Genomic DNA, 26,276 nt, shown 5'->3' with positions numbered 1-26,276 from the left:
GGCACCGCAGACAGACCCTGACGTCTCCATTCGGCCAGGGGCCAGATCGCTTCTCTGCGTCTGGCTCTGGCCGGTGACCGGACGGTCCCGCTCAGTCTCGAACGTGTCGTATGTGGACGGAACGGCGCTTCCCTGAGCTGTCCTCGTACTCCACCGCGACGCCGGCCTTGAGCCACAGCAGGGCAGCTGCGAGTGGCGTGAACGGGCTAAGTGCCTGACCATCCTCCGCGCCCGGGCTCTGGGAGGTGATCTCGTATTCCTCAACATCTGTAGAGCCGTCGAAGGTCAGACCGACCAAGCGGCCGGGGGCGACCGTCGTTTCCCCGGATGTGCGAGGGGTGGCAGGGGTTGCCCTGAGAAAGTCCTCCAGGAAGGTGGCACGCTCACGGAGCTGTTCACGCCGCTTTTCCCATTTGCGGCGGTTGTCGGCACGTACCCGGTAATCGGCGGCGGTATCCAGGGGTTCTGGCTGCCGCAGGTACTCGCGTATCTGGGACAACTCGTTCTCGACACGTTGCCAGGATGTGCTGGCCAACGCTGTCACCGGGTAGGTGGCGGCAGAAGGGGATCCACTGCGCCGCGGAGTCGGCACGGTTCTGCGCTGCTGCGCGGCGGGAGCGGAAGCTGGGGCAGTCCGGTTTCTGGCGCGCTGATCTGCGGAGGATCGCCGCGCAGGCCCGCTTTGTGGCTCGGCTCGTGACGACGACGCTTCCGATCTCGCTGCGTCACCCTCGTCGGCTCCCAGGATGCTGGGACTCGTTCCGACGAGGGCTACCGCACGTTCGACGGCGTCGCGCAGCCGGGCTTCGGCACCGAACCGGTCGCGATACCAGTCGGTACCCCAGATCCGGTGCAGCTCCCAGCCAAGTCCCCGCAGCACGCCTTCACGCAACCGGTCACGGTCACGGGCTGCCTTCGAGGAGTGGTACATGGCGCCATCGCACTCCACCCCCAGCGCGTACAACCCCGGACGGCGCGGATGTCGGACGCCCAGGTCAATGCGGTAGCCCGCGACGCCAACCTGAGGCTGTACGTCATAGCCCCAGCCCCGTAGCACCGCCAGTACGGATTCCTCGAACGGGCTCTCCGGCTGGGCTTGCGGGTCCGTCGTCTCCTCGGAAAGCACCGACGGACCACTCTGCGCGTACCGCAGGTAGCGGGAGAAGTACCGGAAACTCTTGCTGCCGGTGGTCCCCAACTCGTCCGGTTCGAACGAGGCCACGACCTCTACGCGGTAGCGTGCTCGCGTCACGGCGACGTTCAGACGACGCCAACCATCCGCCTTGTTCATGGGGCCGAAGTTCTTCGAGAATTTGCCTTGGGCGTCAGGGCCGTACCCGACGGAAAGGATCATGACGTCCCGTTCGTCGCCCTGCACGCTCTCCAGGTTCTTGACGAAGAAGCCGTTCAGTCGGTCCTCGGAAAAGCACTCATCGAGGTCGGGCCGACTTTGGCGTGCCACGTCCACGGCGTCCTGGATCGCGACGGCCTGCGACTGGGATAGCGCGACCACACCCAGCGACCTTCCCTTGCGCGTGCTGAAGTGGTGGATAACCCGGCGGGCCACCTCCTCGGCTTCCCCAGGATTGTTCCGAGCGGCTGCCCCGGAACGATAGAGGCCTTCCCCGGCGCGATAGAAGGCGACGCCAACGTCCGGACCCTCGGCATGAGCCCCTGGGAACGTGGTCATCGACTCGTCGTAGAACTCTCGGTTGCTGAACGCGATCAGGTCCTCGTGTCGGCTGCGGTAGTGCCAGCGCAGCGACAAACTGGCCAACAGCCCGCTCGCCTTGCACAGATCCAGCACGGAGCGGAACTGATCGGGGGACTCATCGTCATCGCTGTCCTCCTCGTCATCACCTGTGGAGGAGAAGAACTCGGTAGGCGGGAGCTGCTTCTGGTCACCAGCCATGATCAGCGCCCGACCACGGTAGACGCAGTTGATGGCGTCCTGCGGCAGCACCTGCGACGCCTCGTCGAAGATCACCACATCGAAGACGAGGTCAGGCGGCAAAAACCGGCTGACCGTAAGCGGGCTCATCATGAAGCACGGCTTGATCAGCGACACGGTCTCCCTGGCCGCCTCCAGAAGCTCCCGCACCGGCTTGTGCCGACTCTTCTTCTCGCCCTCTCGTCTGAGCAACGCCGCACCCGGCGTGTCCATGTTTCGCGGGCGGCGGGCATCACAAGCCTGGATGACGCGCGCACGGGCGTGGCTGGCCAGCCTTGCGTCCAGTTCCCGGAAGCCGACCACCAAGTCATCGCGGTCCGCTGATCGGGGGGTTCCCAGCCGTGGATCACCTGACAGCTGGAGATCAGCCCAGGCGCGCAGAGCCGCACGTTCGACGAGCGCCGGGAAGTCGGCCGGAGCAACCCCGCGACGCACCGCCCGGTCCACCAAATCGCCCAGGCCCAGATCGTCGAGGGCACGGCGGCCTTTGTCGTAGGCACGCCACTCGTCAGGGCCGCCCCGATCGCCGTCCAGGACCGCGAGCACGCTCAAGGCCGCATCCTGGCCGCGGGAGAACGACCTACGGAGTTGGTCCGCACGCTCCGGACGAAACAGATCCGCCAATCCCTTACTGGCCCGCGCCCATGCGCCTGCGGCGGCTTCCAGTTCGGTGTCGGCTTCCGCGTGATAGAGGATCTTGGCGGCCGACGCGCTCAGTGGCGTCTTGCTCTGAAGCCCGCACGCCTTACGCAGAGTGGTGATCCAGTCGAGGGCAGCAGTCAGGTCGGATGCGCTGGTGCTCCGGCCTGTGTAGAGGGCCCCGAGCAGTGCCCGGTCATCTTCCGCTCTGGACTCGAACTCCACCGCAGCGGCACGCGCTGCCCGTACGGCGTGCACACCGGCGCGTGCTGCGGAGAGAGTCCAAGTGCCGGCCGTCGCGACCGCTCCCCGGCTCGCGACGGCGGTTTCCTCCACCATCCGGATCAGTCGCTCGGCCGCTCGCAGAGGTGCAACATGCGCACGGCTCCACTTCGCAGCGGCCCTGAGGCTTCCGGCTTCCAATTCGTACGATGGTCCGGGCGCGGGTGGAAGCACCAGGGAGTCCCGCCACTCGGTCAGCCGGGCGGCTGCCCGTTCTGCGGTGTTCCTCGCGGCAGGGCGCGGTTGCCCTCCGGAAGCCACCTCGCGCGCCAGCGCGTCCTGGTTCATCGCTCGGGGAGCGAGCCTGAGGATGTCGTCGGCTCGTGCGATGAGGGAGTCCAGGTGATCAAAGTCGGTGTCCTCGCCCCGCCAGTGCCGACCAAGGACAGATGCGTGGCGACCGGCCTCAGCATTGAGTGTCCGTGCTGCCTGCTGCCAAGCCACTGCGGCCGGAAGCGCGGTCACAACCGCCTTGCTGCATTTACCGCCTTCAGGCAGAAGCGACCTGACGAACCGCCGGTCGGCGCGGCATGCTGCGGACAGCCTGCCGGTGATGGACCGGTGCACGGTGGTAAACCGGTGCGTGACCTCTTCGAGGGACTCCTCCTGCAGCACCCGGTCCGTGAAGACCGCTTCGGCCTTCCCCCGAGCCTCGCGCAGCCGCCTCACCGCTTCACGCAGGACCTGTGCTGCGGTCCTGGCGTCGGCTACTCCCTCACGGGTGAGCCATGCGGGCAGCGGTTTGGCATCGTCCGGTTGTCCGGCAAGAGTGGCGAGGCGGCCCAAACGGAGGGCGTCGTCGTAGGACTCGGGGGCAGGCAGGCCGAACATCGTGGCAACGGCCCCCAGTGACTGGACCGCCTCGTCGAGTGCCCCGGCGTCTGCCTCGAGGCGGTCACCGAGCTCACGGGCCGCGTCAGCAGTGAGCACGCTGATATCGATGGCCGCGGGCAGCAGAGCCGACAAAGCGGTCTCCTCCGCGCTCGGCGTGGGATCCGCCTCGGCCGGCAACTGCTCCCATGCCGCGCCGAGTGTCAGTTCCGCCGACCGTTCGGCTTGGATCACCTCGTCGAGACGGCGTCGGAAGCCCGTCACCGATGCAGTCAGGCCTTGGTGATCGGCAGTCAGCCAGGGGTACGGCAGTGTGGGCCGAGCGCCCGCGACGTGCAGCAGCGCGGTCAGCCTGGCGGTGTCACGCACTCCCTCCCAGGCAAGCTCAGCGAGGAGATCCGTGTGTGGCAACAGCCTGGTATCGAGTTCGCTGAGGGCTTCGGTGGCGAGGTCGAGCGTCTGCAGCGGATTACCAGCGTCTGTCAGCCCGTACCAGGAGTATGCCGTGCCTTCCAAAGCCGGCCGCCACGACCTGCTGACCTGGCGGGCTGCCACAGTCGCCTGGTCCAGCGCCTCGGCCGTGAGCGCCGCCGCGTCGAAGGCCGGGTTCGCAGGCAGTGGATGAGAAGGGTCCAGCAGTGAAATCCGTCCCAGGACGTCGTGCAGGCTCATACCGAGCCCCGACCGGGTCTCGTTCATCGCCGCCGCGTACCCCGAGAGTTCCTGGCGCAGTTGGCGAGCGCGCTGAAGGTCCGCCCGGGCACCGCCTGACAGGGTGCGGCGAGGCGCTTGCAACGCACGGCCGAGTTCCTGTGCCACCTGCTTCCGGCCCGTGCTGTTGCTGTGCAAGGCCAGTACGTAGTCATCGAGACCGACATCGCTCAGCCGGTTGCGGACCACGTCCAGGGCCGCCGCCTTCTCACTGACGAACAGCACGGTACGGCCCTTCTCCAACAAGCCCGCGATCATATTGGTGATCGTCTGGCTCTTGCCGGTGCCGGGCGGCCCGTCCATCACGAAGCTGCGGCCCTCGATCGCAGCAGCAACGCACTGCCGCTGGGAAGAGTCCGCGTCGAGGACCAACGGGGCCTGTTCGGGCGGCTGGATCTCGTCGATACGATCGACGTCCGCCGGTTCGAAGGCAAAGGTCCCAGGCGCGATGCCAGAGTCAGCTCCAAGTCCAATGGCGCGCACGAGGGCGCTGGCCTGCACCCGGCCTGCATTGTCGAGGAGGTCCCGATACATGACCTCCTTGCTCGAGTTGAATGTGTCCAGCACGACCCGATTGGTGACCTTCCAGCCGCGCATGCCCGCCACCGCACGCCGAACCTGCGCGATCAGGGCTGGAATCTCACGTTGCTCCACCTGCTCAACACGTGGCCAGTCAACGCCCAAGTCGCCCATTTTGATGGCGAGGGCAGGGTTGAGTGTCGGCTCCTCATCTGCGTTGGCCTTCACGACGTACGAGTCTCCGCGTCGCCGTTCCAGCACGACCGGCACCATCACCAATGGCGAACTGAAGCTCTTCTCGGCAGACGGGGCTGGCGTCCAGTCCAGAAAGCCGACACCGAGATGAAGCACCCACAGGCCGTAGTCGTTGTATTTCTCCCGCGCGACCAAGGAGAGGCGACGCAGATGCCGGTCTTGTTCAGCCTGGGTGGCCTTGGACGTCGTGAGCTTCACAGCGGGGCGGTTGCTGCCGACTCCTGCCCGGGACGCGGGGGTGTCGATCGGCCGGGCGCCAGCAGTGGAACTAGCCGGGAGCACTCTGGTGTGCGGGACCAACCTGCCCGAGGAAGCACTCCCGTCCTCCGCCCCCGCGCCGCGTACATCAGCGAAGGCACAGCCGCGGGAAAGCCCTTCCAGCACGGTGGACAACCCGGGCTCGACCACATCCATACCTGCCGACGAAGGGCGTCGCTGGTAGTTGAGCAGCCGGTTACGGAAGCTCAGGTCGATGAGCGAGTCCCGCCATGAGGCGAGCAGCCTCTCCAGCCGAGCGCGATCCGGGGAAGGCAGCCTGCCTTGGAGGGTCATACAGCGCAGCTCCCTCACTGATGCAGAGGTTGTGAAGGCAGTAGACGAAATGCGTGAAGCGTAGCGGTGCAGTACAACGGTGTCTGGAGGGGCGGCTAGGACCATCTTGCCTAGCAGGCACCTCAGTTGACAACTGCAAGGTCTGGCCGCGCCCCGAACGCCCGCCTGCAGCCAGGGTGGGAGATCGGCCACTGCCCGGCTTCTTCCACCGTTCGTAGCGTGCCGCCAGCCTTGTCGGTGTCCTTGTGGCTGGTCCAGCCGCAGTCGGCGCCGTCGAAGACCTCCATGAACCGCACCCCGGCTTCGCGGGCCCGGTTGAGGGTGCGCGCGTTGTAGGCGACGGCGCTCTTGAGGAGGGTCGCAGCCTCTGCCCACGCCCGCACCGGCATCCGCACACCGTTGCGGTAGATGACGTACGTGAGCTGGTGCTCGGCGGCCAGCCGGTCGGCCATGCGCTGCTCCTCCTCGGAGCGGCGCAGGAAGTCGGCGTAGGAGTCGGACGCCAGGGACTGCAGGGCCTCCGTGTGAATCAGCGTCCACGAGAAGTGCCCGCCAACCGCCTGCGCTGCCGCCCGCGCCCCCTCCTCGTACAGGTGGGGCAGCTGGCGGGCCACGAACGCGCGGGCCTCGGTGTCGACGCGCTGCTTGAAGTCGATGATGGCGGCCTGGAACTGGGCGAGCCGGTCGGCGACCATCGGGGAGCGGGCGTTGTCGCCGATCGAGGCCAGCACGCCGGCCTGCTGGTCCGCGAGGCGCTTCCAGGCATCGTCCAGCACCGCGGCGACCCGCGCGGCCACCGTCTCCGCGTCGCCGGGCGTCAGCGGCGGGAACTCGTACGCCACTACCGCCACCAGCGGTGACGGTAGCGGCGGTGTGCGGACTGCAGCGGGGCGATGACGAGGGTGTCCCCGCTGCCCCCCTCATCAGGTGCGGTCGCCGCCTCCACGGAGGCTATCTGCCGTTCCAGGCCGGTGAGGTTGTTGGACTGGTCGAGGGTGGCCACACCGTTGACGGTCAGCTGCAGGGGCTCGGCGAGCAGCTTGGCCCGCCGCTCGTTCAGCACTTCCAGGGCCACAGCTCTGGCCGAGCCGAGCCGCGTGTAGCGGGTCTGCAGGTCGGCCTGGTCGGTGTCGGGGCCGAGCTGCGCGAGGAGCCAGGCGAGGACAGCGGGGTCCACAGGCGGTGTCCTTCCGGATAGCGGCGCGGCTCGGCACCCCCGCCGCATAGGGGTGCCGGGCCGGGCCAGGATCGGTTACTGCGCTCGTCCGGCTCCCATGCGTCCGGGTTCGTGATGACCTCGGCCAGGTCCTCGTCCGGCTCGTCGCCGGGCTGCAGGATCAGCTGCTCGTTCGTCTTCGGGTGCCGCACGTGCACCGCTGCCGCCAGTCGCCGCCCCATGTCACAGCACCTTCGCAGTGATGTGGCAGTCCGGCGAGTACAGGACGGGCATGGCCACGGCCGCGCCCTTGGTCCAGATCTGCACCGGGTCGTCCTGGCCGCCACGGGTGATGATCAGGCCCGGGGCGTCCTCGCGGGTGATCTGCGGGTTACCGCCCCGCGACCGCACCAGCGACTCCGCCGTGGTGCCGTACAGCGTCTGCCCCCACTTCGACCGGTCCGGCGGCAGCATCACCCACCTGTCGTCCGGCAGGCACTTGGTAGAGGTGCCGTCCACGCGAACCTGCGCCCGGTACAGGTTGATCGGCGGCAGGCCGTAGTTGTCGCGGACAACATTGATCTGCTGCGGCGTCAGCGACGCGGTCGGCGTGGTCGACGAGTTCGCCGACCCGTAGTAGGCCGCCCGGTAGGCGTTGTTGCCCGCAAGGTAGGAGTAGACGCGCCGCGAGGTGACGACCATCTCGGGTATGGGCGCGCTGATCGAGTATCGAGGTAGGAGATCCAGCCCAGCTCGTCCGCGATGGCGTCCGCGGTCGGGTCGGACCACAGCTTCGGCGCGGTCGGCATGTTCGCCGCCGGGACACCGAAGTCGACGTCGAGGGTGAGCCCGTTCTCCCCCGACAGGCTGAACTTGCCGTCGGTGAGGACGTCGCCGGCGGCCAGCTCCAGACGGGAGTTGATCGCCTCGACGTGCCGCTCCACGTCGTCGTACAGCAGCTGCTCCAGGCGGGAGGCATCCGCGCCACGGCTGGCCTCCTGCAGCAGCAGCTCGACCTCGCCGACCATGAGTTTCTGGCCCGGGGACGGCAGCATGCCCTGCGTGGACGTCTGCCACGCCTGCCGGTCCGAGAACGGCACGGAGGCGTCGAAGGCGCGGTACTTCGCGGCGTTGACGTAGCGGCCCGTGTTCTTGATGCGCCACATGACGCCCTGCACGGAGACCTTGGCGAACACGGTCTGGGTGAGCAGGAAGTCGGCGGGGGTGGGCATGTAGCGGGCGAACGTGGTCAGGTCCGCCGTGGTGACGTCCTTGATCAGGTCCTGAACAGTCATCGACAGGCCTCCCTTACACGAACCGGATCTGGCAGATGGAGGACGGGGCGACCGGCGTGACTGCGATCGGCAGCTTCGCCGTCTTCACCGAGCCGTGCCACAGCAGCGCGGCCGGGACCTTCGTCTGCGCGGGCGCAAACAGCACCTCCGGGAAGACGAACCCGGCCAGGGTCTGCCGGCCGTCGGCGGCGCCCATGGAGTACAGCCCGTACAGGCCAGAAGCGGTGATCTTGCCGACGGGGATGCCGGACAGGAACCGCGAGTAGGGGATGCCCGTGTCGGTGGACGGCACGTAGTGGGTGCCGCACGTGAAGGTGGACATGTCGAGGGTGATGGTGTCGACCGAGTTGGTGCCGTGCAGGCTCGCAAGCCAGGACCGGTCGGCCGTCAGGTTCTGGGTGGTGGTGACCGGCTGAACGGTCATGAGTCCTCCCGTGGACGCGACGAAGCGGGTGATCGTCCGCAAACCGGGCGGTGGCGTCGTCCACGAGAGGGGGCGTGGTCCCCACGACTCCGGCCTTAACCCGCCGGTGGGAGGTTCAGGAGCCCGTCAAGAAGCCGCGCTGGCGGGCCATGTCGACGCCGTGCGAGCCGGGCTTGGGCACGTTCGAGCCGCGCGGCGGAGGCCCGCCCGCAGGGGAGCCACCAGACGCAGCCGGGGGCACGGCAGCAGTCCGCGCGCGAACAGCTCGGGTCTGCGCGCCTTCAGGGCCTCGGCAGCCTCGGTGATGGCGTCCTCGTGGGCATCGTCGTCGACGGCCAGAAGCCGTTCTGCGTCCTGCAAGTCGGCGCCGGTCGCACCCAGCGCCACCAGGGCGGCGCGGCGTACCGCCTCGCGTGCGGCAGCCGCGGCGGCGGCCTGCTCGCGGCGCTCGATCTCGGACAGCTGCGCGGCCTGCGCGTCGCGCTGCTGCTGCACGAACGCCGTCAGTTCCTCGGTCTTGGTGAAGCCAAGCTGCTCGACGAGCCTGCGCCCTGCTGCTTCTCGCGGGCCAGGAGCCGGTTCAGCGCCTCTTGGTCGGGCACTGGCGCCGGCGGTGCGGCCGGGTCCGTGCCCGGGGCGGGCGGCAGCTGCTGGTTGGACGGGTCGGTGGGGTCCGCGCCCAAGATGGGAAGATGGGGCGGTCGTCGCGCCGGTAACCGACGGGCGTACGGGGGTCGGGCAGCAGCCTGTCCACGGGGATCGAGTCCTCCAGCAGCAGCGCACCCGCGCCGTTGGCCAGCGTATCCCCACTGCAGCCACCCACCCCGCGTGCTAGTCGGCCATCACTGGGTAGGCTGCGTCGGGACGGTGGCCTCCCTAGCCGCGCGTTGACGTCGGCTGGGTTTGGGGGCGCTGGTCGGCGTCGAGTTAGTAGCGGTAACGATGCGGTGCATCTCCTTGCCGCTCTCTAGGACCTCGGCCACAACCTGCTCCAAGATCGCCACTTTGCGCTCGGCTGGCAGCGAATCAGCAACACGCTCTGCGGTAAGGAAGTAGCCGTTGAGCACAGGCTGATTGAAGTACTGGTTGAGCTGCTGTAGAGCCCGCTCGTATGTCTGCATGTAGGTGCGGCTGAGGTACGTGGAGCAGACGGTGCCGACAGCCGCAAACGACCCGACGAACAGCCGATCGCCCTGAGCGTTGAGGCGCCAACTGGCAACGAACGCGGCGAGCAGAATAAAGAGGCCAACTCCCATGGCTGTGCGACTGCTCTTGTACGCCTTCGTGGCCTGCTCGGTCGCAATCCCGTGGTACCTCTCCAAGAGGACTCGGTTGAAGTCGACCAGACTCGGTAGTTCCATCTTCTCCCGAAGACGATCCGCGGCTGACTCAAGGACTGCACGCTCCCGGGCGGACTCCTTCAGCCTCTCCCTCACCACGAGCCAGTACGCCCAGGCTCCAATAGTGGCCAAGAGGGCAATAACACCCAACGTCACGGGCCAGACCCATGACGGCAGCGGCTCGGAGGCCGTGGTCGTGGCTGAATGAGTGCCGTCCAGCCGTGACAGCGCCTCCGCTTCGCTAGCCGTCATCCGATCCGATACATAGATCCCCAAGAAAGCTACCACCGCTACCGGCACCGCCATGATCGCCGTCAGCCACCCAAAGCCCAAGGGGCTTCTGGCGAGTTCGGGCACGGACGGGTTCGTCATTCGTCCCCCTGAATAACTGTCGGATTGCCAGATCCTAACGATCAGCGCCATCCAGCACTCACCCAACTGGTGCATCAGGCATCGGACGGACGAGCGGCACCGATGGCACGCCCAGGTCAGCCGGGGACAACCGCAGGTACTCGCGTACCGCAGCGTTGTCGCCGGTCGCATCCGCTAGGCGGGCGGCTTGGTCGAAGGCCCGCTTCTGGATCCGTTCGGTCTCTTCGGCGACGTCCTCGATAGGGTATCCGGCTTCCTGCAGCATGCGGACTGCGGTCTCCAGAGAGAACACGCTGGCCTCGTAGCCCTGGAGGGGACGTCGTTGAGGACGGTGGTGCGGTCGGTGGGGGTGTGCGCACCTCACAGGACGCGGGCGGGCAGCGACTCGCCGGCGGGCCACTCCTGTCCGGCCTGGTGCAGGCCCTGCACCATGCGCAGCAGCTGCTGGTACTTGTGGCCGCGGGCCAGTCGCATCGAGCCGACGAGGGAATCGAGCGGGCCGAGGGCGATCTGCAGGGAGTACCCGTTCGGCAGCTTGGCCGGGTCGAGGCTGCCGAGCCCGGCTGCGGTCAGGTGCGTGTTGGCGGCGAGCCGGTCGAGTAGGTGGTCGACGCGCTGACGCAGTTCGGCGAGCTGCGCGGAGGTGTCGAGGGTGTCCATGCGGCCGTTGTCGTTCAGCTGCCACACGCTGCCGGCCTCCACCCGTACGGGCAGCGGCTGGCCGGTGGAGCGGTCGATGGGCAGCCGCGCCCCGGCGAGGGCCACGATCGGCGTGCCGGTGGTCGACGAGGCGGACGCGCTCCACTTCCGCATCCCGCTCTGGGTACCGGAGGTCGGCGGACCCATCGACCCGGACAACGAGGCCCACGACCTGGTCATGTCCGTCTTCGGCGGCATGAGCAAGGGAGAACGCAACCGCATCAAGATCCGAGTGCGCACCGCCATGAGCTCCCAGGCCCAGCTCCAGGGCCGCTACCTCGGCGGGCGACCACCCTACGGCTACCGGATCGCCGACGCTGGACCCCACCCCAACCCCTCGAAGGTCGCCGCCGACCAGCGCGTCCACAAGCTCGAGCTGGACCCCGGCGCCGCCCCCGTCGTGCAGCGGATCTTCACTATGTATGTGGAGGGCGTGAGCTACAGCGCCATCGCTGCCCTGCTCACCCGGGAAGGCATCCCCTGTCCCTCCGCCCACGACGCCATCCGCAATCCGCACCGCAAGAAGACCGCATGGCAGCAGGGCGCCGTGCGCGCCATCCTCCTCAACCCCCGCTACACCGGCCACGAGGTCTGGAACAAGCAGCGCAAGGAAGAACGCCTCCTCGACGTCGACGACGTCACCCTCGGCCACCGCACCCACATGACCCACAACCCGCCCGACGAGTGGATCCACTCCAACGAACCCGCCCACGAAGCAATCATCAGCCCCGATCTCTTCGATGCCGCCCGCACCGTGCGCACACAACGCGCCCGCAACCAGGGACAGCAGGAGCGCGCCGGCAAACGGGGCGGGCGCCCCTACGCCCTGCGCGGCCGGGTCCGGTGCAGCCTGTGCGGGCGCAAGATGCAGCCCGCCACCATCCGCAGCCGCGTCTACTACCGCTGCAAGTTCAAAGAGGAAGAAGCCACCCTCTACCCCGACCTGACCCACCCGCGCGCCGTCTACCTGCGCGAAGACATCGTGTGCCAGGCCCTGGACCGGTGGATCGCCCGCGCCTTCGCCCCGGACCGGCTCTCCGCCACCATCGAAGCGCTCACCCACGCCAGCGCCGCAGCAAGCACCGCAGAGCCCCAGACCCCCGAGCAGGCCCAAGCACGCCAGGCGATCAAGGAATGCGAGCGGCGGCTCGCCCGCTACCAAGCAGCCCTCGACGCCGGAGCCGAGCCCACCGTCGTCACCCAGTGGATCAACGAGGCCCAGCGGGACAAGGACGCGGCGCAGAAGAAGCTCGACGCACACCCCTTCGTCACCCGGAAGAGGCAGGTCCCGCTCGACGCACGACAGATCCGGCGGATCACTGAGAGTCTTGGAGACATTGCACAGCGCATCCAGAATGCTGCCGCCGAGAAGAGAGGCCCGCTTTACGACGCCCTGGGCATCACGATCACCTATGAACACGCCACGAGGACCGCGACCGTCAGGTCGAGGCCCTCGTCACCGTATCGTCAATCGTTGTGTCCGAGGGGGGACTTGAACCCCCACGCCCGATAAAGGGCACTAGCACCTCAAGCTAGCGCGTCTGCCATTCCGCCACCCGGACTAGGTGTCCGCCGCCTTGCCGGGGATGTCCCCCGCGGCGACAGGGACAACAATACCAAGGTTTCGGAGTGCCCTTCACCTGCGTTTCCGCGCGGCAACCGTCACCCCCCACCGTCTTCACCCTCCGCCACGAGGCGCCGCAGAGTCCGGACGAGCACCGTCGCCTCGTTCTCGGTCAGGGGGGCGAGGAAGCGGCGCTCCGCCTCGCGGCGCGCCTGCTCGCCGCGGCGCAGGCAGTCCTCGCCCGCGGCCGTCAGCTCGACGACGTTCTTGCGCCGGTCCCGCGGGCTTCGCCTCCGCTCGACCAGGCCGCGGTCCTCCAGGCCGTCGATCAGCGACACCATCGTGGTCCGGTCGACCCCGAGCCGCCCGGCCACCTCGACCTGTGACAACGGTTCCTCGCCGGCCAGGACCACGAGGACGGCCAACTGGTGACCGTCGACACCGAAGGGGGCGAGCGCCTGGGCCGACGCATCGGCCAAGCGTCGCTGGGCGTGCTTAAGGAGATAGCCGAGCCGGGATTCCAGAGGCGTCAGGCGCTCATCGGTGACCATGCGAGCGACTGTATCCGTTACTGATCGTCAGTGATGCTGATGATTTGCTAAGCTGATGGCTCATGACTGAGGCGTGCTTCGGCATCAAGACCGCTCCCATGCACGTGTCCTACGAGGACATCCGCCGCGTCTGGAGGGAGGCCGACGCGGTGCCCGAGATCCAGGACGCCTGGCTCTGGGACCATCTGCTGCCCCTGGCCGGACCGCGGGACGGGCAGGCGCACGAGAGCTGGACCCTGCTCGCCGCCCTGGCCGCACAGACCGAGCGGCTGCGTCTCGGTGTGCTCGTCACCAGCAACCGGATCCGGCCACCCGCGGTGCTGGGGAAGATGGCCTCGACCGTGGATGTCGTCTCCGGAGGTCGGCTCGTCCTCGGGCTGGGCGTCGGCGGGACGCAGCAGCCGCCCGGCGCGGGCGGGATCACCGGGGAGAACCCGGCGATCGCCGAGTACGAGGCGTACGGGCTCACGCTGGTGCCCCCTGCGGAGGGGATCGCGCGGCTGGGCGAGACCGTCGAGATCCTGAAGCGGATGTGGACGCGGGACGTCTTCGACTTCGCGGGGCGCCACTACCGGCTGAACGGGACCCGCTGCGAGCCCAAGCCTGTGCAGCGTCCCGGTCCCCCGCTGCTGATCGGCGGCTGGGGGACCCGGCTGCTGCGGCTTGTCGCCGAGCACGCCGACATGTGGAACATCCCCGGGCCACCGCACCACACCGTGGAGTTCGTCGCCGAACGCTCACGTGTGCTCGATGCGCACTGCGCGGACCTCGGGCGCGATCCGCGGGAGATCACGCGTTCGGTCCAGCTCCTCGTGTCGTACGACGACCCGGCGGCGACGCGTGCCGCCGTGGGGGAACTCGTCGCCGCCGGGATGAACCACATCGTGCTCAATCTGCCGCGGCCCTACCCACGGGGTGTCGCCCGATGGCTGGCCGACGAGGTCATCGCCGGGTGGCATCCGCCGTGCGCGGGCGCCACCCGGACGTCCGTCACGGCATGAGCTGGTACTCGGGGAAGTTGCCCGGCAGCCGCTCCCCCGCCGGGCCCTGGGTCACCGCGCGGACCAGGAGTTCGCCGCCCACGAACGCACCGCGCCAGGACGCGCCGAAGCCGCCGAACAGCTCGTCGCGGTCGCCGCGGGAGCGGGGCTTGCCGCGGCCGGTCTTGAAGGCGCGGATCTGCGGGGCCAGCCGGTCGAAGGTCGCCCGGTCGTCGGTGGAGAGCGTGGCGACCAGGGCGCCGTTGGACGCGTTCATGGCGGCGAGCAGTTCCGCCTCCGTGTCGACCAGGACGATCGTGTCGACCGGGCCGAAGGGCTCCGCGTGGTGCAGCGGTGAGGAACGGGGTGGGTTGAGCAGCGTCACCGGCTGGACGTAGGCCGAGGTGTCCTGGCCGGGCAGGAAGCGCGCGTCGGTCGCCGTGCCGCGGTGCAGCGGGATCGCTCCGCGGTCGATCGCCTCGGCGACCTGGTCGGTCAGCTCCTTGGCCTTGGCGGCATTGATCAAGGGGCCGAAGTCCAGCTCGGGGTGGGGGTCGTCGGGGTGCTCGACCGCGAGCGGGTGACCGACCCGGAGTGTCCGGACGGCCGGCAAGTAGGCCGTGAGGAAGGAGTCGAACAGGTCACGCTGGACGACGAAGCGCGGATACGCCGTGCAGCGCTGCTTGCCGTAGTCGAAGAGCTTGGGGATGACGGCCGTGAGCGCGTCCCAGTCCGAGTAGTTCCAGATGCCCCAGGTGTTGAGTCCCTCCTGTTCCAGGATGTGCCGCTTGCCGAGGTCGGCGACGGCCGTGGCCACCGCGGCACCCGTGTCGCGGCCCCCGACGAAGGAGACGCAGCCGATCTCGGGCGCCCGCACCAGCGCCTCGGACAGCTCGCCCCCGCTGCCACTGACGAGGGTGACCGGGAGCCCTTCGCGTGCGGCGAGCGCGCAGGCCAGGGTGAGGCAGGCGACGCCGCCGTCGGTGGGGGTCTTGGCGATGACCGCGTTGCCCGCAAGGGCCTGTACCAGCATCGCGTGGACGAGCACGCTCATCGGATAGTTCCAGCTCGCGATGTTGGAGACCGGGCCGTCCAGCGGAGCCCGGTCGCCGATCATCCCTTCGATTCCGTCGACGTACCAGCGCACGCCGTCGATCGCCCGGTCCACATCGGCCTGCGCGAGCCGCCAGGGCTTGCCGATCTCCCAGACGAGGAGGAGGGCGAGCAGTTCCCGGTGTTCGGTCAGGGCGTCGAGGGTGGCGGCGATCCGGGCCCGGCGTTCGGGCAGGGGCGTGTGCCGCCAGGCGCGGTGCTGGTCCAGCGCCGCGCGCACGGCGCGCCGGGCGGTGTCCCGGCCGACGCGTGGCGGGCCCGCGATGGGACTGCCGTCGACGGGGCTGGTGGCGGGCAGGGCCCGGCCGTCCGGCTGCCAGGTGGAGTTCCAGAGGTTGAGGACACGGTCGTCCCGAAACGCCTCGGGGGCGACGGCGAGAGCACGCCGCCAGGCGTCGGACCAGGACGTGCCGGATTTGATGGTGAGGGTGGGTGCCATGAATGAGCTCCGCTCTCGGTGCACGGGCGAGAGGAACAGGGCTCGTCCCGCGCACGGCTCGCACTGCCGTGCGGGGACGTCGTACGTCGTGCGTCCTGCGTCGTTCTTGGGAGCCGGTGATGCCGCGTGTCGCGCGACGGTCACCTTCCGTCCACTATGGGTGAGGTCACGCCTGGTCTGCCAGTGCGCGGAGTGCCAGTCGTGCCGTTTCGGCCGGTGTGCCGCCCACGTTCACACCGACCGCCTCCAGCGCCTCCCGCTTCGCGTGCGCGGTGCCGGACGAGCCGGAGACGATGGCGCCGGCGTGTCCCATGGTCCGGCCCTCGGGCGCGGTGAAGCCGGCGACGTAGCCGACCACGGGCTTGGTGACGTGGTCGTGGATGTAGGCGGCGGCCCGCTCCTCCGCGTCGCCGCCGATCTCACCGATCATCACGATCAGCTCGGTGTCCGGGTCGGCCTCGAAGGCGGCCAGGCAGTCGATGTGGCTCGTGCCGACGACGGGGTCGCCGCCGATGCCGACGCATGTGGAGAAGCCGATGTCCCGCAGCTCGTACATGAGCTGGTAGGTGAGCGTGCCGGACTTGGAGACCAGGCCGATCCGGCCGGGCTTGGTGATGTCGGCGGGGATGATGCCCGCGTTGGACTGTCCGGGGGTGATCAGACCGGGGCAGTTGGGACCGATGATCCGGGTGCCCCTGGACTTCGCGTACGAGGTGAAGGCGACGGAGTCGTGGACCGGGACGCCCTCGGTGATGACCACCGCGAGGCCGATGCCGGCGTCCGCGGCCTCCAGAACGGCCGCCTTGGCGAACGCGGGCGGGACGAAGACGACGGTGACGTCGGCCCCGGTGGCGTCCCTGCCCTCGCGGACGGAGCCGAAGACGGGGACGGCACGGTTGTCGAAGTCGACGCTGTGGCCCGCCTTGCGCGGGTTGACGCCGCCGACGACGTTCGTGCCGGCCGCGAGCATGCGGCGGGTGTGCTTCATGCCCTCGCCGCCCGTCATGCCCTGGACGAGGACCTTGCTGTCCTTGGTCAGGAAGATCGCCATGTCCGTTCTCCTCAGGCTGTCCCGGCGAGTTGGGCGGCACGGCGGGCGGCGCCGTCCATGGTGGTGGCCTGCTGCACCAGGGGATGCGCGCGCTCGTCGAGGATCGCGCGGCCCCGAGCCGCGTTGTTGCCGTCCAGGCGCACGACCAACGGCCTGGTGAGCTCCACGGTGTCCAGGGCCCGCACGATGCCCTCGGCGACCGTGTCGCATGCGGTGATCCCGCCGAAGACATTGACGAGCACCGATTTCACGGCCGGGTCGGACAGGATGACGGACAGTCCGTCGGCCATGATCCGGGCGGAGGCTCCGCCGCCGATGTCGAGGAAGTCGGCGGGGCGGGCGCCGCAGCCGGCGACCACGTCGAGCGTCGACATGACGAGGCCCGCGCCGTTGCCGATGACTCCGACCTCGCCGTCCAGCTTGACGTAGTTCAGGCCCAGCGCCGCGGCGGCCGCCTCCAGGGGGTCGTGGTGCTCGGCCTCCTCGGAGCCCCAACGCTCCTGGCGGAAGCGGGCGTTGTCATCGAGGGTGACCTTGCCGTCGAGGGCGACGATCCGGCCCTGCCGGGTGCGCACGAGGGGGTTGACCTCGACGAGGAGGGCATCCTCGCGGACGAGGACCTGCCAGAGCCGTACGAGGACGTCGACGCTCTGCTGCGGCAGCCCGGCCGCACGGACGATCTCGGCCGCCTTCGCGGAGGTGACACCCTCGGCCGGGTCGACGGGCACACGCGCCACCGCCTCGGGCCTGGTCGCGGCGACCTCCTCGATCTCCATGCCGCCTTCCGCGGAGGCGATGGCGAGGAATCGGCCGGCCGCGCGGTCGAGGACGTAGGAGACGTAGAACTCCGCCTCGACGTCCACGGGTTCGGCCAGCATCACGGTGCCCACCGTGTGTCCCTTGATGTCCATGCCGAGGATCCGACGTGCCGTCAGTTCCGCCTCAGCCGGATCCGCAGCGAGCCTCACCCCGCCCGCCTTTCCCCGCCCGCCCGTCTTCACCTGCGCCTTGACGACGGCCCGTCCGCCCAGCCCGCGGGCGATCTCACGCGCCTCCCTGGGCGAGTCCGTGACCTCGGCCCTCGGCACCACGATGCCGTGATCCTCGAAGAGTTGCCTTGCCTGGTGTTCGTACAGGTCCATCCCGGCTCCTGTCTGCCAAGTCGTCTGGAGGCATCCCCCAGACCCCTGAAAAGTGCCGCACGCCCCCTGGACACCACCCACCGGATGCGGGATAACAAGCTTCATACAGTATTCGTCGACTGTATGCAATGTACCGCGTGAGCCGTTCCAACCCCCTACGAAGGGACAGGACTTCGCCATGCCCGACGACACCCAGGACGTCATCTCCGGTGGTCATCTCGTAGCCAAGGCGCTGAAGGCCGAGGGCGTCGACCGCATCTACACCCTGTGCGGCGGCCACATCATCGACATCTACGACGGCTGCGTCGACGAGGGCATAGAAGTCGTCGACGTACGCCACGAGCAGGTCGCCGCCCACGCGGCCGACGGCTACGCACGCATCACCGGAAAGCCCGGCTGCGCGGTCGTCACGGCGGGTCCCGGTACGACCGACGCCGTCACCGGCGTCGCCAACGCCTTCCGGGCGGAGTCACCGATGCTGCTGATCGGTGGTCAGGGAGCGCTGACACAGCACAGGATGGGATCCCTGCAGGACCTGCCGCACGTCGACATGATGGCGCCCATCACCAAGTTCGCGGCCACCGTCCCGGACACGGCGCGCGCGGCGGACATGGTGTCGATGGCCTTCCGAGAGTGCTACCACGGTGCGCCCGGCCCCTCTTTCCTCGAGATACCGCGCGACGTCCTCGACGCCAAGGTCCCGCTCGACAAGGCCCGCGTTCCGAAGGCAGGCCGCTACCGCGCCTCGACTCGCTCCGCCGGCGATCCGGAGGCGATCGAGAAGCTCGCCGACCTGCTCGCGCACGCCGAGAAGCCGGCGATCCTGCTGGGCAGCCAGGTGTGGACGACCCGCGGCACCGAGGCCGCCGTCGAACTGGTGCGCACCCTGAACATCCCCGCGTACATGAACGGCGCCGGCCGCGGCACCCTGCCGCCCGGTGACCCGCACCACTTCCAACTCTCCCGCCGTTACGCCTTCTCGGGCGCCGACCTCATCGTGATCGTGGGCACCCCCTTCGACTTCCGCATGGGTTACGGCAAGCGGCTCTCCCCCGAGGCGACCGTCGTCCAGATCGACCTCGACTACCGCACCGTCGGCAAGAACCGCGACATCGACCTCGGCATCGTCGGCGACGCGGGACTGGTCCTGAAGTCGGTCACCGAGGCGGCGTCGGGACGCGTCAACGGCGGCGCGGCCCAGCGCAAGGCGTGGCTCGACGAGCTTCGTGCCGCCGAGCAGACCGCGATCGAGAAGCGGCTGCCGCAGCTGAAGTCGGACGCCTCACCGATCCATCCGTACCGTCTGGTCAGCGAGATCAACGACTTCCTCACCGAGGACTCCATCTACATCGGCGACGGCGGCGACATCGTCACCTTCTCCGGTCAGGTCGTCCAGCCCAAGTCGCCCGGGCACTGGATGGACCCGGGCCCGCTCGGCACGCTCGGCGTCGGCATCCCCTTCGTGCTCGCGGCCAAGCAGGCGCGGCCCGACAAGGAGGTCGTCGCCCTCTTCGGCGACGGCGCCTTCTCGCTGACCGGCTGGGACTTCGAGACCCTCGTCCGCTACGACCTCCCCTTCGTCGGCATCGTCGGCAACAACTCCTCCATGAACCAGATCCGTTACGGCCAGGCCGCCAAGTACGGCAAGGAACGCGAACGGGTCGGCAACACGCTCGGCGACGTCCACTACGACGAGTTCGCCCAGATGCTGGGCGGTTACGGCGAGGAGGTCCGCGACCCCGCCGACATCGGTCCCGCGCTGCGGCGCGCCCGCGAGTCCGGCAAGCCCTCGCTCATCAACGTCTGGGTCGACCCGGACGCGTACGCCCCCGGAACCATGAACCAGACCATGTACAAGTGAGGAGCGCTTGGCATGACACACACCCCGACCAAGGCTCTCGACGGCATCCGCGTCCTGGACATGACGCACGTCCAGTCCGGGCCCTCCGCGACCCAGTTGCTCGCCTGGCTCGGAGCCGACGTCATCAAACTGGAGGCGCCGACCGGTGACATCACGCGGGGGCAGCTTCGCGACATCCCGGACGTCGACTCCCTCTACTTCACGATGCTCAACTGCAACAAGCGGAGCATCACCCTCAACACCAAGACCGAACGCGGCAAGGAGATCCTCACCGAGCTGATCCGGCGCTCGGACGTGATGGTCGAGAACTTCGGGCCGGGCGCGGTCGACCGGATGGGCTTCACCTGGGACCGCATCCAGGAGATCAATCCGCGGATCGTCTATGCCTCCATCAAGGGGTTCGGCGAGGGCCCGTACACCAACTTCAAGGCGTACGAGGTCGTCGCTCAGGCCATGGGCGGGTCGATGTCGACCACCGGTTTCGAAGACGGTCCACCACTCGCGACGGGGGCCCAGATCGGGGACTCGGGGACGGGTGTGCACGCCGTCGCGGGGATTCTCGCGGCGCTGTTCCAGCGGGAGAAAACCGGGCGTGGGCAGCGGGTCAACGTGGCCATGCAGCACGCTGTACTCAACCTGTGCCGGGTGAAGCTGCGCGATCAGCAACGCCTGGCACACGGGCCGCTCGCTGAATATCCCAACGACGACTTCGGCACGGAGGTTCCCCGCTCGGGAAACGCGTCCGGCGGCGGCCAGCCCGGCTGGGCGGTCAAGTGCGCGCCGGGCGGCCCGAACGACTACGTGTACGTCATCGTGCAGCCGGTCGGCTGGAAGCCGATCAGCGAACTGATCGGCCGGCCGGAACTCGCGGACGACCCCGAGTGGGCGACGCCTCAGGCCCGGCTGCCGAAGCTGAACAAGATGTTCCAGCTGATCGAGGAGTGGTCCTCGACGCTGCCCAAGTGGGAGGTCCTGGAGCGGCTGAACGCCCACAACATCCCGTGCGGGCCGATCCTGTCGACCAGGGAGATCATCGAGGACGAGTCGCTGGCCGCCAACGAGATGGTGGTGCGCGTCCCGCATCCGGAGCGCGGCGAGTTCGTGACCGTGGGCAGCCCGCTGAAGCTGTCCGACTCCCCCGTCGAGGTGAGCAGTTCACCGCTGCTCGGCGAGCACAACGAAGAGGTCTACATCGGCGAGCTGGGCCTCGGGGACGAGGAGCTGCGCCTGCTCAAGTCGAACGGAGTGATCTGACGTGATGGCCGAAGACCGGGCACTGAGGGTGCGGTCGCTCCTGGACTCCGTGCGGGCGGAAGGACGGACCGCGCTCACCGCACCCGAGGGCAAGTTGATCGCCGACGCCTACGGGATCGCCGTACCGGGCGAGGAACTGGCGAGGGACGTCGACGAGGCGGTGGCGTACGCGGCGCGCTTCGGCGGGCCCGTGGTGATGAAGATCGTCTCGCCGGACATCCTGCACAAGACCGACGCCGGCGGTGTGGTCGTCGGTGTGGAGGGCGCGGCGGACGTACGCGCCGCGTTCCACCGGATCGTCGAGAACGCCCGCGCGTACGCGCCGGACGCCCGCATCGAGGGCGTGCAGGTGCAGGAACTGCTCCCCGAGGGGCAGGAGGTGATCGTCGGGGCGGTCACCGATCCGACGTTCGGGAAGGTCGTGGCCTTCGGGCTCGGCGGGGTGCTCGTCGAGGTCCTCAAGGACGTCACGTTCCGGCTGGCGCCCGTTGACGCCGACGAGGCACTGTCCATGCTGGACTCGATCCGCTCGGCGGAGGTCCTGCGCGGGGTGCGCGGCCGGGCGGGCGTGGACCGGTGGGCGATCGCCGAGCAGATCCGCAGGGTCTCGCGGCTCGTCGCGGACTTCCCCGAGATCGCCGAGGTGGACCTCAATCCGGTGATCGCCACCGCGGACGGCGCGGTCGCGGCGGACATCCGCGTGATCCTGTCCGACGCACCAGCGAGGGAGCGCAGGCGTTACACCCGCGAGGAAATCCTCGCCTCCATGCGCCGTTTGATGCAGCCGTCCGCCGTCGCCGTGATCGGCGCCTCGAACGAGCAGGGCAAGATCGGCAACTCCGTGATGCGCAACCTCATCGACGGCGGCTTCTCCGGAGAGATCCACCCGGTGAACCCCAAGGCCGATGACATCCTGGGCCGCAAGACGTACAAGAGTGTCACCGACGTTCCCGGTGAGGTGGATGTGGCGGTGTTCGCGATCCCCGCCAAGTTCGTGGCCTCGGCCCTGGAGGAAGTGGGACGCAAGAGGATCCCCAACGCCGTACTGATTCCCTCCGGGTTCGCGGAGACCGGTGAGCACGCGCTTCAGGCCGAGATCGTGGCGATCGCCGAGCGGTACGGCATCCGGCTGCTCGGGCCGAACATCTACGGCTACTACTCGACGTGGCAGGACCTGTGCGCCACGTTCTGCACGCCGTACGACGTCAAGGGCGGGGTCGCGCTGACCTCGCAGTCCGGTGGCATCGGGATGGCCATCCTGGGCTTCGCGCGCACCACCAAGACCGGTGTGTCCGCGATCGTGGGCCTCGGCAACAAGTCGGACCTCGACGAGGACGACCTGCTGACCTGGTTCGGTGAGGACCCGCACACCGAGTGCATCGCGATGCACCTGGAGGACCTCAAGGACGGGCGCGCCTTCGTGGAGGCGGCGCGGGCCACCGTCCCGAAGAAGCCGGTCGTGGTCCTGAAGGCAGGGCGCACGGCGGCGGGTGCGAGGGCCGCCGGCTCGCACACCGGGGCGCTGGCGGGCGACGACGCCGTGTACGACGACATCCTGCGGCAGGCCGGTGTCATCCGGGCACCCGGGCTGAACGACATGCTGGAGTACGCGCGCGCGTTGCCGGTGCTGCCCACCCCCAAGGGCGACAACGTCGTGATCATCACGGGCGCCGGCGGCAGCGGCGTCCTGCTGTCCGACGCGGTCACCGACAACGGTCTGTCCCTGATGGAGATCCCGTCGGACCTGGACGCGGCCTTCAGGAAGTTCATCCCGCCCTTCGGTGCCGCGGGCAATCCGGTGGACATCACCGGCGGTGAGCCGCCGTCGACGTACGAGGCGACGATCCGGCTTGGCCTTCAGGACCCCCGCATCCACGCGCTCGTGCTGGGCTACTGGCACACCATCGTGACCCCTCCGATGGTGTTCGCCGAGCTCACCGCGCGCGTGGTGGCCGAATTCAGGGAGCGCGGCATCGAGAAGCCGGTGGTGGCGTCGCTCGCCGGTGATGTCGAGGTCGAGGAGGCCTGCCAGTACCTGTTCGAGCGCGGGGTCGTGGCGTACCCGTACACGACCGAGAAGCCGGTGGCCGTGCTGGGCGCGAAGTACCGGTGGGCGCGGGCGGCATCAAAACTGGGGGCCGAAGGCCCCTCCGCCAGGGCGGTGGCGGGAGACGGGCGGGATGTCGGGGGGCGGTTCATGAGGTGAGTGAACGGCGGGGCGGCCGACGGTGCGCGTCGGCCGCCCCGGGACCCGTGCGCGCACGAAAGGCATTGGACAGGGGGCGCTGGCCAGAACTTTCGACGCAAGGGGTGCACCAGATGACATCCACCCAACATCCGACGCCCGTCACCTGCAGGAGGGCGACGGACAGCAACGGCCGCGTATACCGGATCGGCGCGTCGGACGCCGACCTTCCGGAGCGGCAGGACTCTCCGGCGGCCCTGCGGTCCTTCGGGATCGCTCTCAGGGCGCTGCTGCGCACACACCGCTGCGGGCGCCGCGGCAGGCGGGGCACCGCCACCGCGGTACCGGCCCGCTTCCTGAAGACACCGGGCAGGCCCAGCGTCCGGCGCATCGTCCCCAACCCGCACCCGCTCGGCGAGGAGATGGCGTGACATGACGGCAGACCCCATGGCAACGAACAGTTCGTCGGCCGGATCCGGCACCTCGCACCACCCCTACCGGGAGGTGACCGATGCGCATGGCCGGGTCTACCGTGTCGGCGAGACGGACCGGGACATACTAGGTCACTCACGCAAGCTCATGGTGTACCTCCCGTGGATCTCCATGATGGCCATCAGCGTCTCCGAGTACGCGTACGGCTCCGCGGAGGACACCCTTTCCACAGCCCACGGCTGGACGCAGAGCAACACCTTCTGGATCCTCAGCGTCTGGGTCTTCTTCCAGGCGGGCATCGCGTTTCCGGCCGGCTGGCTGCGCGAACGGGGCATCCTCACCGCCCGCAGAGCCATGTACACCGGCTCGGCGATGTGCCTCCTCGGCTTCCTGGCACTGTCGCACCTGGACAACGTGCTGCCGGCCGTCGTCGGCTTCGGCGTCGTGGGCGGAATCGGCTCCGGTCTGATCTACGCGACGTGCATCAACATGGTCGGCAAGTGGTTCCCGGAACGGCGTGGCGCGAGGACGGGCTTCGTCAACGGTGGCTTCGCCTACGGCTCGCTGCCGTTCATCTTCATCTTCAACTACGCCTTCGACACCGGCAACTACAACGAGGTGTTGGACCTCATCGGCGTCTACGTGCTGATCGTGGTCGCCTGCTGTGCCTGGTTCTTCCAAGACCCGCCGAAGAACTGGTGGCCGGCCGACGTCGACCCGCTGTCGCACTCCGGAAGCACCAGGAGCGCCGCGAGCCTCGCCAAGAACCCCCCGGCGGTGCGTCAGTACGCACCCAAGGAGGCCATCAGGACAGGCATGCTGCCGCTGATGTGGGTGACCGTCGTGATGACCGCCGGAGTCTCGATCTTCGGGATCTCCTTCCAGGTCGACTTCGCCAAGGAGATCGGCTTCGGACCGCTGGTCGCGGCCTCGTCGATGGGCGTCATGGCCGTCATCAACGGCGTCGGCCGCGCGGTGGTGGGCTGGCTGTCCGACGTGTGGGGCCGCAAGACGTCCCTGGTCTTCGTGATCGTGGTGCTCGGGCTCGCCCAGTTCGGCGTCATCTGGGCCGGCGACGTGAAGAACGAGTGGCTGTTCCTGTTCTTCGCCTTCCTCTCCGGCTTCGGTGGCGGCGCGTTCTACCCCATGTTCGCCGCCCTGACGCCGGACTACTTCGGCGAGAACTACAACGCCACCAACTACGGGCTCGTCTACAGTGGCAAGCTGGTCAGTGGCCTGTTCGGCGGCGGTCTCGGCTCCATGGTGGTGGGTGCCTGGGGCTACAACGGCGCCTACGCGCTGGCCGGCGGCGTCTCCATGGTCGCGGCGGCACTGGCCCTGTTGCTGCGGCAGCCCGGGCGCGGCGGCAAGGGTGCGCCGACGACCGCGCCGCAGAAGGCGGGCTGACGGCACCGCTCTCGTGAGGAGGCCCTTCCCGGCGCGCGGGAAGGGCCTCCTCACGTGTGGAGCGGTCAGTCGTCGTACGGGGCTGTCAGCACCTTTCCCTGGAAGCTCCTTCAGGCCGAGGTCCGTCAACAGGTCACGGGCCAGGGACAGTTCGGCGGCGACGCCGTCGGCGAGCTGGGCGCGGGCACGGGGCCGCAGCTCGGGCGGGAGGGCCTGCCAGGTGTAGGTCTCGACCTCGAGGTGGCGGGTGAGCGGGTGCGGTCCGCCGACGAGCCGGGTCAGAGCACTTCCGGTTCGGCGTTGGTGACCGCGACGTCGACCGAGGTCGCGCCGATGTCGACGCCGAGGAAGCGGAGGTTCGGAGCGAGACGGATGTTGTGCGAGCGGCGGCCGCCTCGACGTCAGGACTCCGACCGGGCGTGGTACGACCGCCGCGTGTGCTCGGTGTGTTCGCGCATGAGGTGGGTGGCGCGCTGTTCGTCGCGAGCCGCGATCGCCGCGATCAGCTCACGGTGTTCGATCCACGACTGCCGGCCGCGCTGCCGGGCGACCGGCGTGTAGTACCAGCGCACCCGGCGGTCGACCTGCCTCGCCAGTTCCGCCAGGACCGCGTTGCCCGCAAGCTCCATCACCTTGGCGTGGAAGCGGGCGTTGAGCGCGACCGCCCCGTCCACGTCGTCCTGCGCCACGGCCCGCTCGCCCTCGGCGCACAGCTCCTGAAGAACCGCGACACCGGCGCTGTCCGCGTTCGCGGCGGCGAGCCGGGCGGCCTCCGCCTCCAGCAGCGTACGGACGGTGAGGAGCTGGTCGGCCTCCTCCTCCGTGGGCTCGTGCACGAACGCCCCCTGGGCGGGCCGCAGATCGACCCACCCCTCCGTGTTCAGCCGCTGCAGCGCCTCGCGCACCGGCTGCCGGGAGACCCCGAGGTGCCCGGCGAGCTCGCTCTCGACGAGGTGCTGGCCCGGCTGGAGGGCACGTGTGGTGATGAGTTCGAGCAGCGCCTCGTAGACACGGTCGCGCAACGGGCCCGGCCGCTCCAGCCTGGGCACCGCTCCCTGCGGCAGTCCTGTCGACAACATCGCGGTCCCCCTCCAGGGCAACGGCGGCGCGGTAGCCGGAAAGCCAGTATGAATTGTCTTTCGTCTACAGTCTACGGCCCACAAGGGCCAGCACCGCGGGGAGTTGGCCTCGTCACACGGCCGTCCGACGACGGCTGACGGACGACGACCCGGCGCACGGCCTTTGGGAACGGCCCACGGACGACGACTCAC

The 26,276-nt window shown here is 68.9% G+C and carries 22 protein-coding genes, 1 tRNA gene and 1 pseudogene; 7 read left to right on the top strand and 17 right to left on the bottom strand.

The window, feature by feature from the left end; translation table 11 throughout:
* Positions 1-91: 91 nt before the first annotated feature.
* The 10 genes from ACZ7L1_RS15865 to ACZ7L1_RS15820 form a co-directional block, all read right to left on the bottom strand.
* Positions 92-5,740, bottom strand: coding sequence for a DUF4011 domain-containing protein (locus ACZ7L1_RS15865; protein WP_471437630.1), 5,649 nt, complete (start codon positions 5,738-5,740; stop codon positions 92-94).
* 122 nt (positions 5,741-5,862) lie between these two features.
* The gene (locus ACZ7L1_RS15860; protein ID WP_471437628.1) at positions 5,863-6,591 is read right to left on the bottom strand and encodes a hypothetical protein; all 729 of its coding nucleotides are present in this window, start codon (positions 6,589-6,591) and stop codon (positions 5,863-5,865) included.
* Positions 6,582-6,917, bottom strand: coding sequence for a hypothetical protein (locus ACZ7L1_RS15855; RefSeq protein WP_471437626.1), 336 nt, complete (start codon positions 6,915-6,917; stop codon positions 6,582-6,584). Before ACZ7L1_RS15855 ends, ACZ7L1_RS15860 begins: the two co-directional genes overlap by 10 nt.
* Before the next feature lie 222 nt (positions 6,918-7,139).
* A complete protein-coding gene (locus ACZ7L1_RS15850; protein WP_471437624.1) occupies positions 7,140-7,598 on the bottom strand; it encodes a major capsid protein in 459 nt (152 codons plus the stop codon).
* On the bottom strand, positions 7,490-8,191 hold the full coding sequence (locus ACZ7L1_RS15845; protein WP_471437623.1) for a major capsid protein: 702 nt from the start codon (positions 8,189-8,191) through the stop codon (positions 7,490-7,492). The genes ACZ7L1_RS15850 and ACZ7L1_RS15845 overlap by 109 nt, the downstream gene beginning before the upstream one ends.
* 13 nt (positions 8,192-8,204) lie before the next feature.
* Positions 8,205-8,615, bottom strand: coding sequence for a head decoration protein (locus ACZ7L1_RS15840; protein ID WP_471437621.1), 411 nt, complete (start codon positions 8,613-8,615; stop codon positions 8,205-8,207).
* 126 nt (positions 8,616-8,741) lie between these two features.
* A complete protein-coding gene (locus tag ACZ7L1_RS15835) occupies positions 8,742-9,110 on the bottom strand; it encodes a hypothetical protein (protein WP_471437620.1) in 369 nt (122 codons plus the stop codon).
* Positions 9,111-9,457: 347 nt separating this feature from the next.
* The gene (locus tag ACZ7L1_RS15830; protein ID WP_471437619.1) at positions 9,458-10,312 is read right to left on the bottom strand and encodes a hypothetical protein; all 855 of its coding nucleotides are present in this window, start codon (positions 10,310-10,312) and stop codon (positions 9,458-9,460) included.
* 73 nt (positions 10,313-10,385) lie between these two features.
* Positions 10,386-10,619: a hypothetical protein gene (locus tag ACZ7L1_RS15825; RefSeq protein ID WP_471437618.1), complete on the bottom strand. Its 234-nt coding sequence runs from the start codon at positions 10,617-10,619 to the stop codon at positions 10,386-10,388.
* 68 nt (positions 10,620-10,687) lie between these two features.
* Complete coding sequence (locus ACZ7L1_RS15820; RefSeq protein ID WP_471437617.1) at positions 10,688-11,140, bottom strand: hypothetical protein; 453 nt, start codon at positions 11,138-11,140, stop codon at positions 10,688-10,690.
* Between ACZ7L1_RS15820 and ACZ7L1_RS15815 the strand changes: the two genes are divergently transcribed.
* Positions 11,106-12,539, top strand: coding sequence for a recombinase family protein (locus tag ACZ7L1_RS15815; RefSeq protein WP_471437615.1), 1,434 nt, complete (start codon positions 11,106-11,108; stop codon positions 12,537-12,539). The two genes, ACZ7L1_RS15820 and ACZ7L1_RS15815, sit on opposite strands and share 35 nt — an antisense overlap.
* Here ACZ7L1_RS15815 and ACZ7L1_RS15810 read toward each other — a convergent pair.
* Both ACZ7L1_RS15810 and ACZ7L1_RS15805 read right to left on the bottom strand, forming a co-directional pair.
* Positions 12,504-12,588: transfer RNA gene (locus ACZ7L1_RS15810), tRNA-Leu, on the bottom strand. The two genes, ACZ7L1_RS15815 and ACZ7L1_RS15810, sit on opposite strands and share 36 nt — an antisense overlap.
* A 100-nt stretch (positions 12,589-12,688) precedes the next feature.
* Positions 12,689-13,141 carry a MarR family winged helix-turn-helix transcriptional regulator gene (locus tag ACZ7L1_RS15805; protein ID WP_471437613.1) on the bottom strand — a complete coding sequence of 151 codons (453 nt, stop codon included), beginning with the start codon at positions 13,139-13,141 and terminating at the stop codon, positions 12,689-12,691.
* Between the two features lie 62 nt (positions 13,142-13,203).
* Between ACZ7L1_RS15805 and ACZ7L1_RS15800 the strand changes: the two genes are divergently transcribed.
* Positions 13,204-14,142: an LLM class flavin-dependent oxidoreductase gene (locus tag ACZ7L1_RS15800; RefSeq protein ID WP_471437612.1), complete on the top strand. Its 939-nt coding sequence runs from the start codon at positions 13,204-13,206 to the stop codon at positions 14,140-14,142.
* Here ACZ7L1_RS15800 and ACZ7L1_RS15795 read toward each other — a convergent pair.
* The 3 genes from ACZ7L1_RS15795 to sucC form a co-directional block, all read right to left on the bottom strand.
* Positions 14,132-15,673 (bottom strand): aldehyde dehydrogenase family protein, encoded by a 1,542-nt coding sequence (locus ACZ7L1_RS15795; RefSeq protein WP_471437610.1) that lies wholly within the window; start codon positions 15,671-15,673, stop codon positions 14,132-14,134. The genes ACZ7L1_RS15800 and ACZ7L1_RS15795 overlap by 11 nt on opposite strands.
* 166 nt (positions 15,674-15,839) lie before the next feature.
* Complete coding sequence (sucD, locus tag ACZ7L1_RS15790) at positions 15,840-16,724, bottom strand: succinate--CoA ligase subunit alpha (protein WP_471437609.1); 885 nt, start codon at positions 16,722-16,724, stop codon at positions 15,840-15,842.
* 11 nt (positions 16,725-16,735) lie between these two features.
* Complete coding sequence (gene sucC, locus ACZ7L1_RS15785) at positions 16,736-17,866, bottom strand: ADP-forming succinate--CoA ligase subunit beta (RefSeq protein ID WP_471437608.1); 1,131 nt, start codon at positions 17,864-17,866, stop codon at positions 16,736-16,738.
* 178 nt (positions 17,867-18,044) lie between these two features.
* On the opposite strand from sucC, the gene ACZ7L1_RS15780 reads away from it, so the two are divergent.
* The 5 genes from ACZ7L1_RS15780 to ACZ7L1_RS15760 all read left to right on the top strand — a co-directional run bounded on the left by ACZ7L1_RS15780 (position 18,045) and on the right by ACZ7L1_RS15760 (position 25,005).
* A complete protein-coding gene (locus tag ACZ7L1_RS15780) occupies positions 18,045-19,727 on the top strand; it encodes a thiamine pyrophosphate-binding protein (RefSeq protein WP_471437607.1) in 1,683 nt (560 codons plus the stop codon).
* Positions 19,728-19,739: 12 nt separating this feature from the next.
* Positions 19,740-20,981 (top strand): formyl-CoA transferase, encoded by a 1,242-nt coding sequence (gene frc / locus ACZ7L1_RS15775; protein WP_471437605.1) that lies wholly within the window; start codon positions 19,740-19,742, stop codon positions 20,979-20,981.
* 4 nt (positions 20,982-20,985) lie between these two features.
* Entirely contained in the window at positions 20,986-23,187 is a 2,202-nt protein-coding gene (locus ACZ7L1_RS15770; RefSeq protein ID WP_471437776.1) for an acetate--CoA ligase family protein, read from the top strand.
* Positions 23,188-23,300: 113 nt separating this feature from the next.
* Positions 23,301-23,597: a hypothetical protein gene (locus ACZ7L1_RS15765; protein ID WP_471437603.1), complete on the top strand. Its 297-nt coding sequence runs from the start codon at positions 23,301-23,303 to the stop codon at positions 23,595-23,597.
* Position 23,598: 1 nt separating this feature from the next.
* Positions 23,599-25,005 (top strand): OFA family MFS transporter, encoded by a 1,407-nt coding sequence (locus ACZ7L1_RS15760; protein ID WP_471437602.1) that lies wholly within the window; start codon positions 23,599-23,601, stop codon positions 25,003-25,005.
* Positions 25,006-25,104: 99 nt separating this feature from the next.
* Here ACZ7L1_RS15760 and ACZ7L1_RS15755 read toward each other — a convergent pair.
* Both ACZ7L1_RS15755 and ACZ7L1_RS15750 read right to left on the bottom strand, forming a co-directional pair.
* A pseudogene (locus ACZ7L1_RS15755) lies at positions 25,105-25,293 on the bottom strand (metabolite traffic protein EboE); the annotation flags it as partial.
* Between the two features lie 113 nt (positions 25,294-25,406).
* On the bottom strand, positions 25,407-26,084 hold the full coding sequence (locus ACZ7L1_RS15750; RefSeq protein ID WP_471437601.1) for a GntR family transcriptional regulator: 678 nt from the start codon (positions 26,082-26,084) through the stop codon (positions 25,407-25,409).
* Positions 26,085-26,276: the final 192 nt, after the last annotated feature.

Source organism: Streptomyces sp. NPDC107546, from assembly GCF_055639175.1.
The sequence above is the reverse complement of the archived record's forward strand: the minus strand, read 5'-3'. Positions and strand labels throughout refer to the sequence as shown.

Bases quoted from the DNA above. Each gene is read 5' to 3' on its own strand.
- ACZ7L1_RS15765 (WP_471437603.1), top strand. From the start codon at position 23,301: ATGACATCCACCCAACATCCGACGCCCGTCACCTGCAGGAGGGCGACG.
- ACZ7L1_RS15805 (WP_471437613.1), bottom strand. From the start codon at position 13,141: ATGGTCACCGATGAGCGCCTGACGCCTCTGGAATCCCGGCTCGGCTAT.
- ACZ7L1_RS15795 (WP_471437610.1), bottom strand. From the start codon at position 15,673: ATGGCACCCACCCTCACCATCAAATCCGGCACGTCCTGGTCCGACGCC.
- frc (WP_471437605.1), top strand. From the start codon at position 19,740: ATGACACACACCCCGACCAAGGCTCTCGACGGCATCCGCGTCCTGGAC.
- sucC (WP_471437608.1), bottom strand. From the start codon at position 17,866: ATGGACCTGTACGAACACCAGGCAAGGCAACTCTTCGAGGATCACGGC.
- ACZ7L1_RS15770 (WP_471437776.1), top strand. From the start codon at position 20,986: ATGGCCGAAGACCGGGCACTGAGGGTGCGGTCGCTCCTGGACTCCGTG.
- ACZ7L1_RS15840 (WP_471437621.1), bottom strand. From the start codon at position 8,615: ATGACCGTTCAGCCGGTCACCACCACCCAGAACCTGACGGCCGACCGG.
- ACZ7L1_RS15845 (WP_471437623.1), bottom strand. From the start codon at position 8,191: ATGACTGTTCAGGACCTGATCAAGGACGTCACCACGGCGGACCTGACC.
- sucD (WP_471437609.1), bottom strand. From the start codon at position 16,724: ATGGCGATCTTCCTGACCAAGGACAGCAAGGTCCTCGTCCAGGGCATG.
- ACZ7L1_RS15800 (WP_471437612.1), top strand. From the start codon at position 13,204: ATGACTGAGGCGTGCTTCGGCATCAAGACCGCTCCCATGCACGTGTCC.
- ACZ7L1_RS15820 (WP_471437617.1), bottom strand. From the start codon at position 11,140: ATGCGGAAGTGGAGCGCGTCCGCCTCGTCGACCACCGGCACGCCGATC.
- ACZ7L1_RS15780 (WP_471437607.1), top strand. From the start codon at position 18,045: ATGCCCGACGACACCCAGGACGTCATCTCCGGTGGTCATCTCGTAGCC.
- ACZ7L1_RS15750 (WP_471437601.1), bottom strand. From the start codon at position 26,084: ATGTTGTCGACAGGACTGCCGCAGGGAGCGGTGCCCAGGCTGGAGCGG.
- ACZ7L1_RS15865 (WP_471437630.1), bottom strand. From the start codon at position 5,740: ATGACCCTCCAAGGCAGGCTGCCTTCCCCGGATCGCGCTCGGCTGGAG.
- ACZ7L1_RS15850 (WP_471437624.1), bottom strand. From the start codon at position 7,598: ATGGTCGTCACCTCGCGGCGCGTCTACTCCTACCTTGCGGGCAACAAC.
- ACZ7L1_RS15760 (WP_471437602.1), top strand. From the start codon at position 23,599: ATGACGGCAGACCCCATGGCAACGAACAGTTCGTCGGCCGGATCCGGC.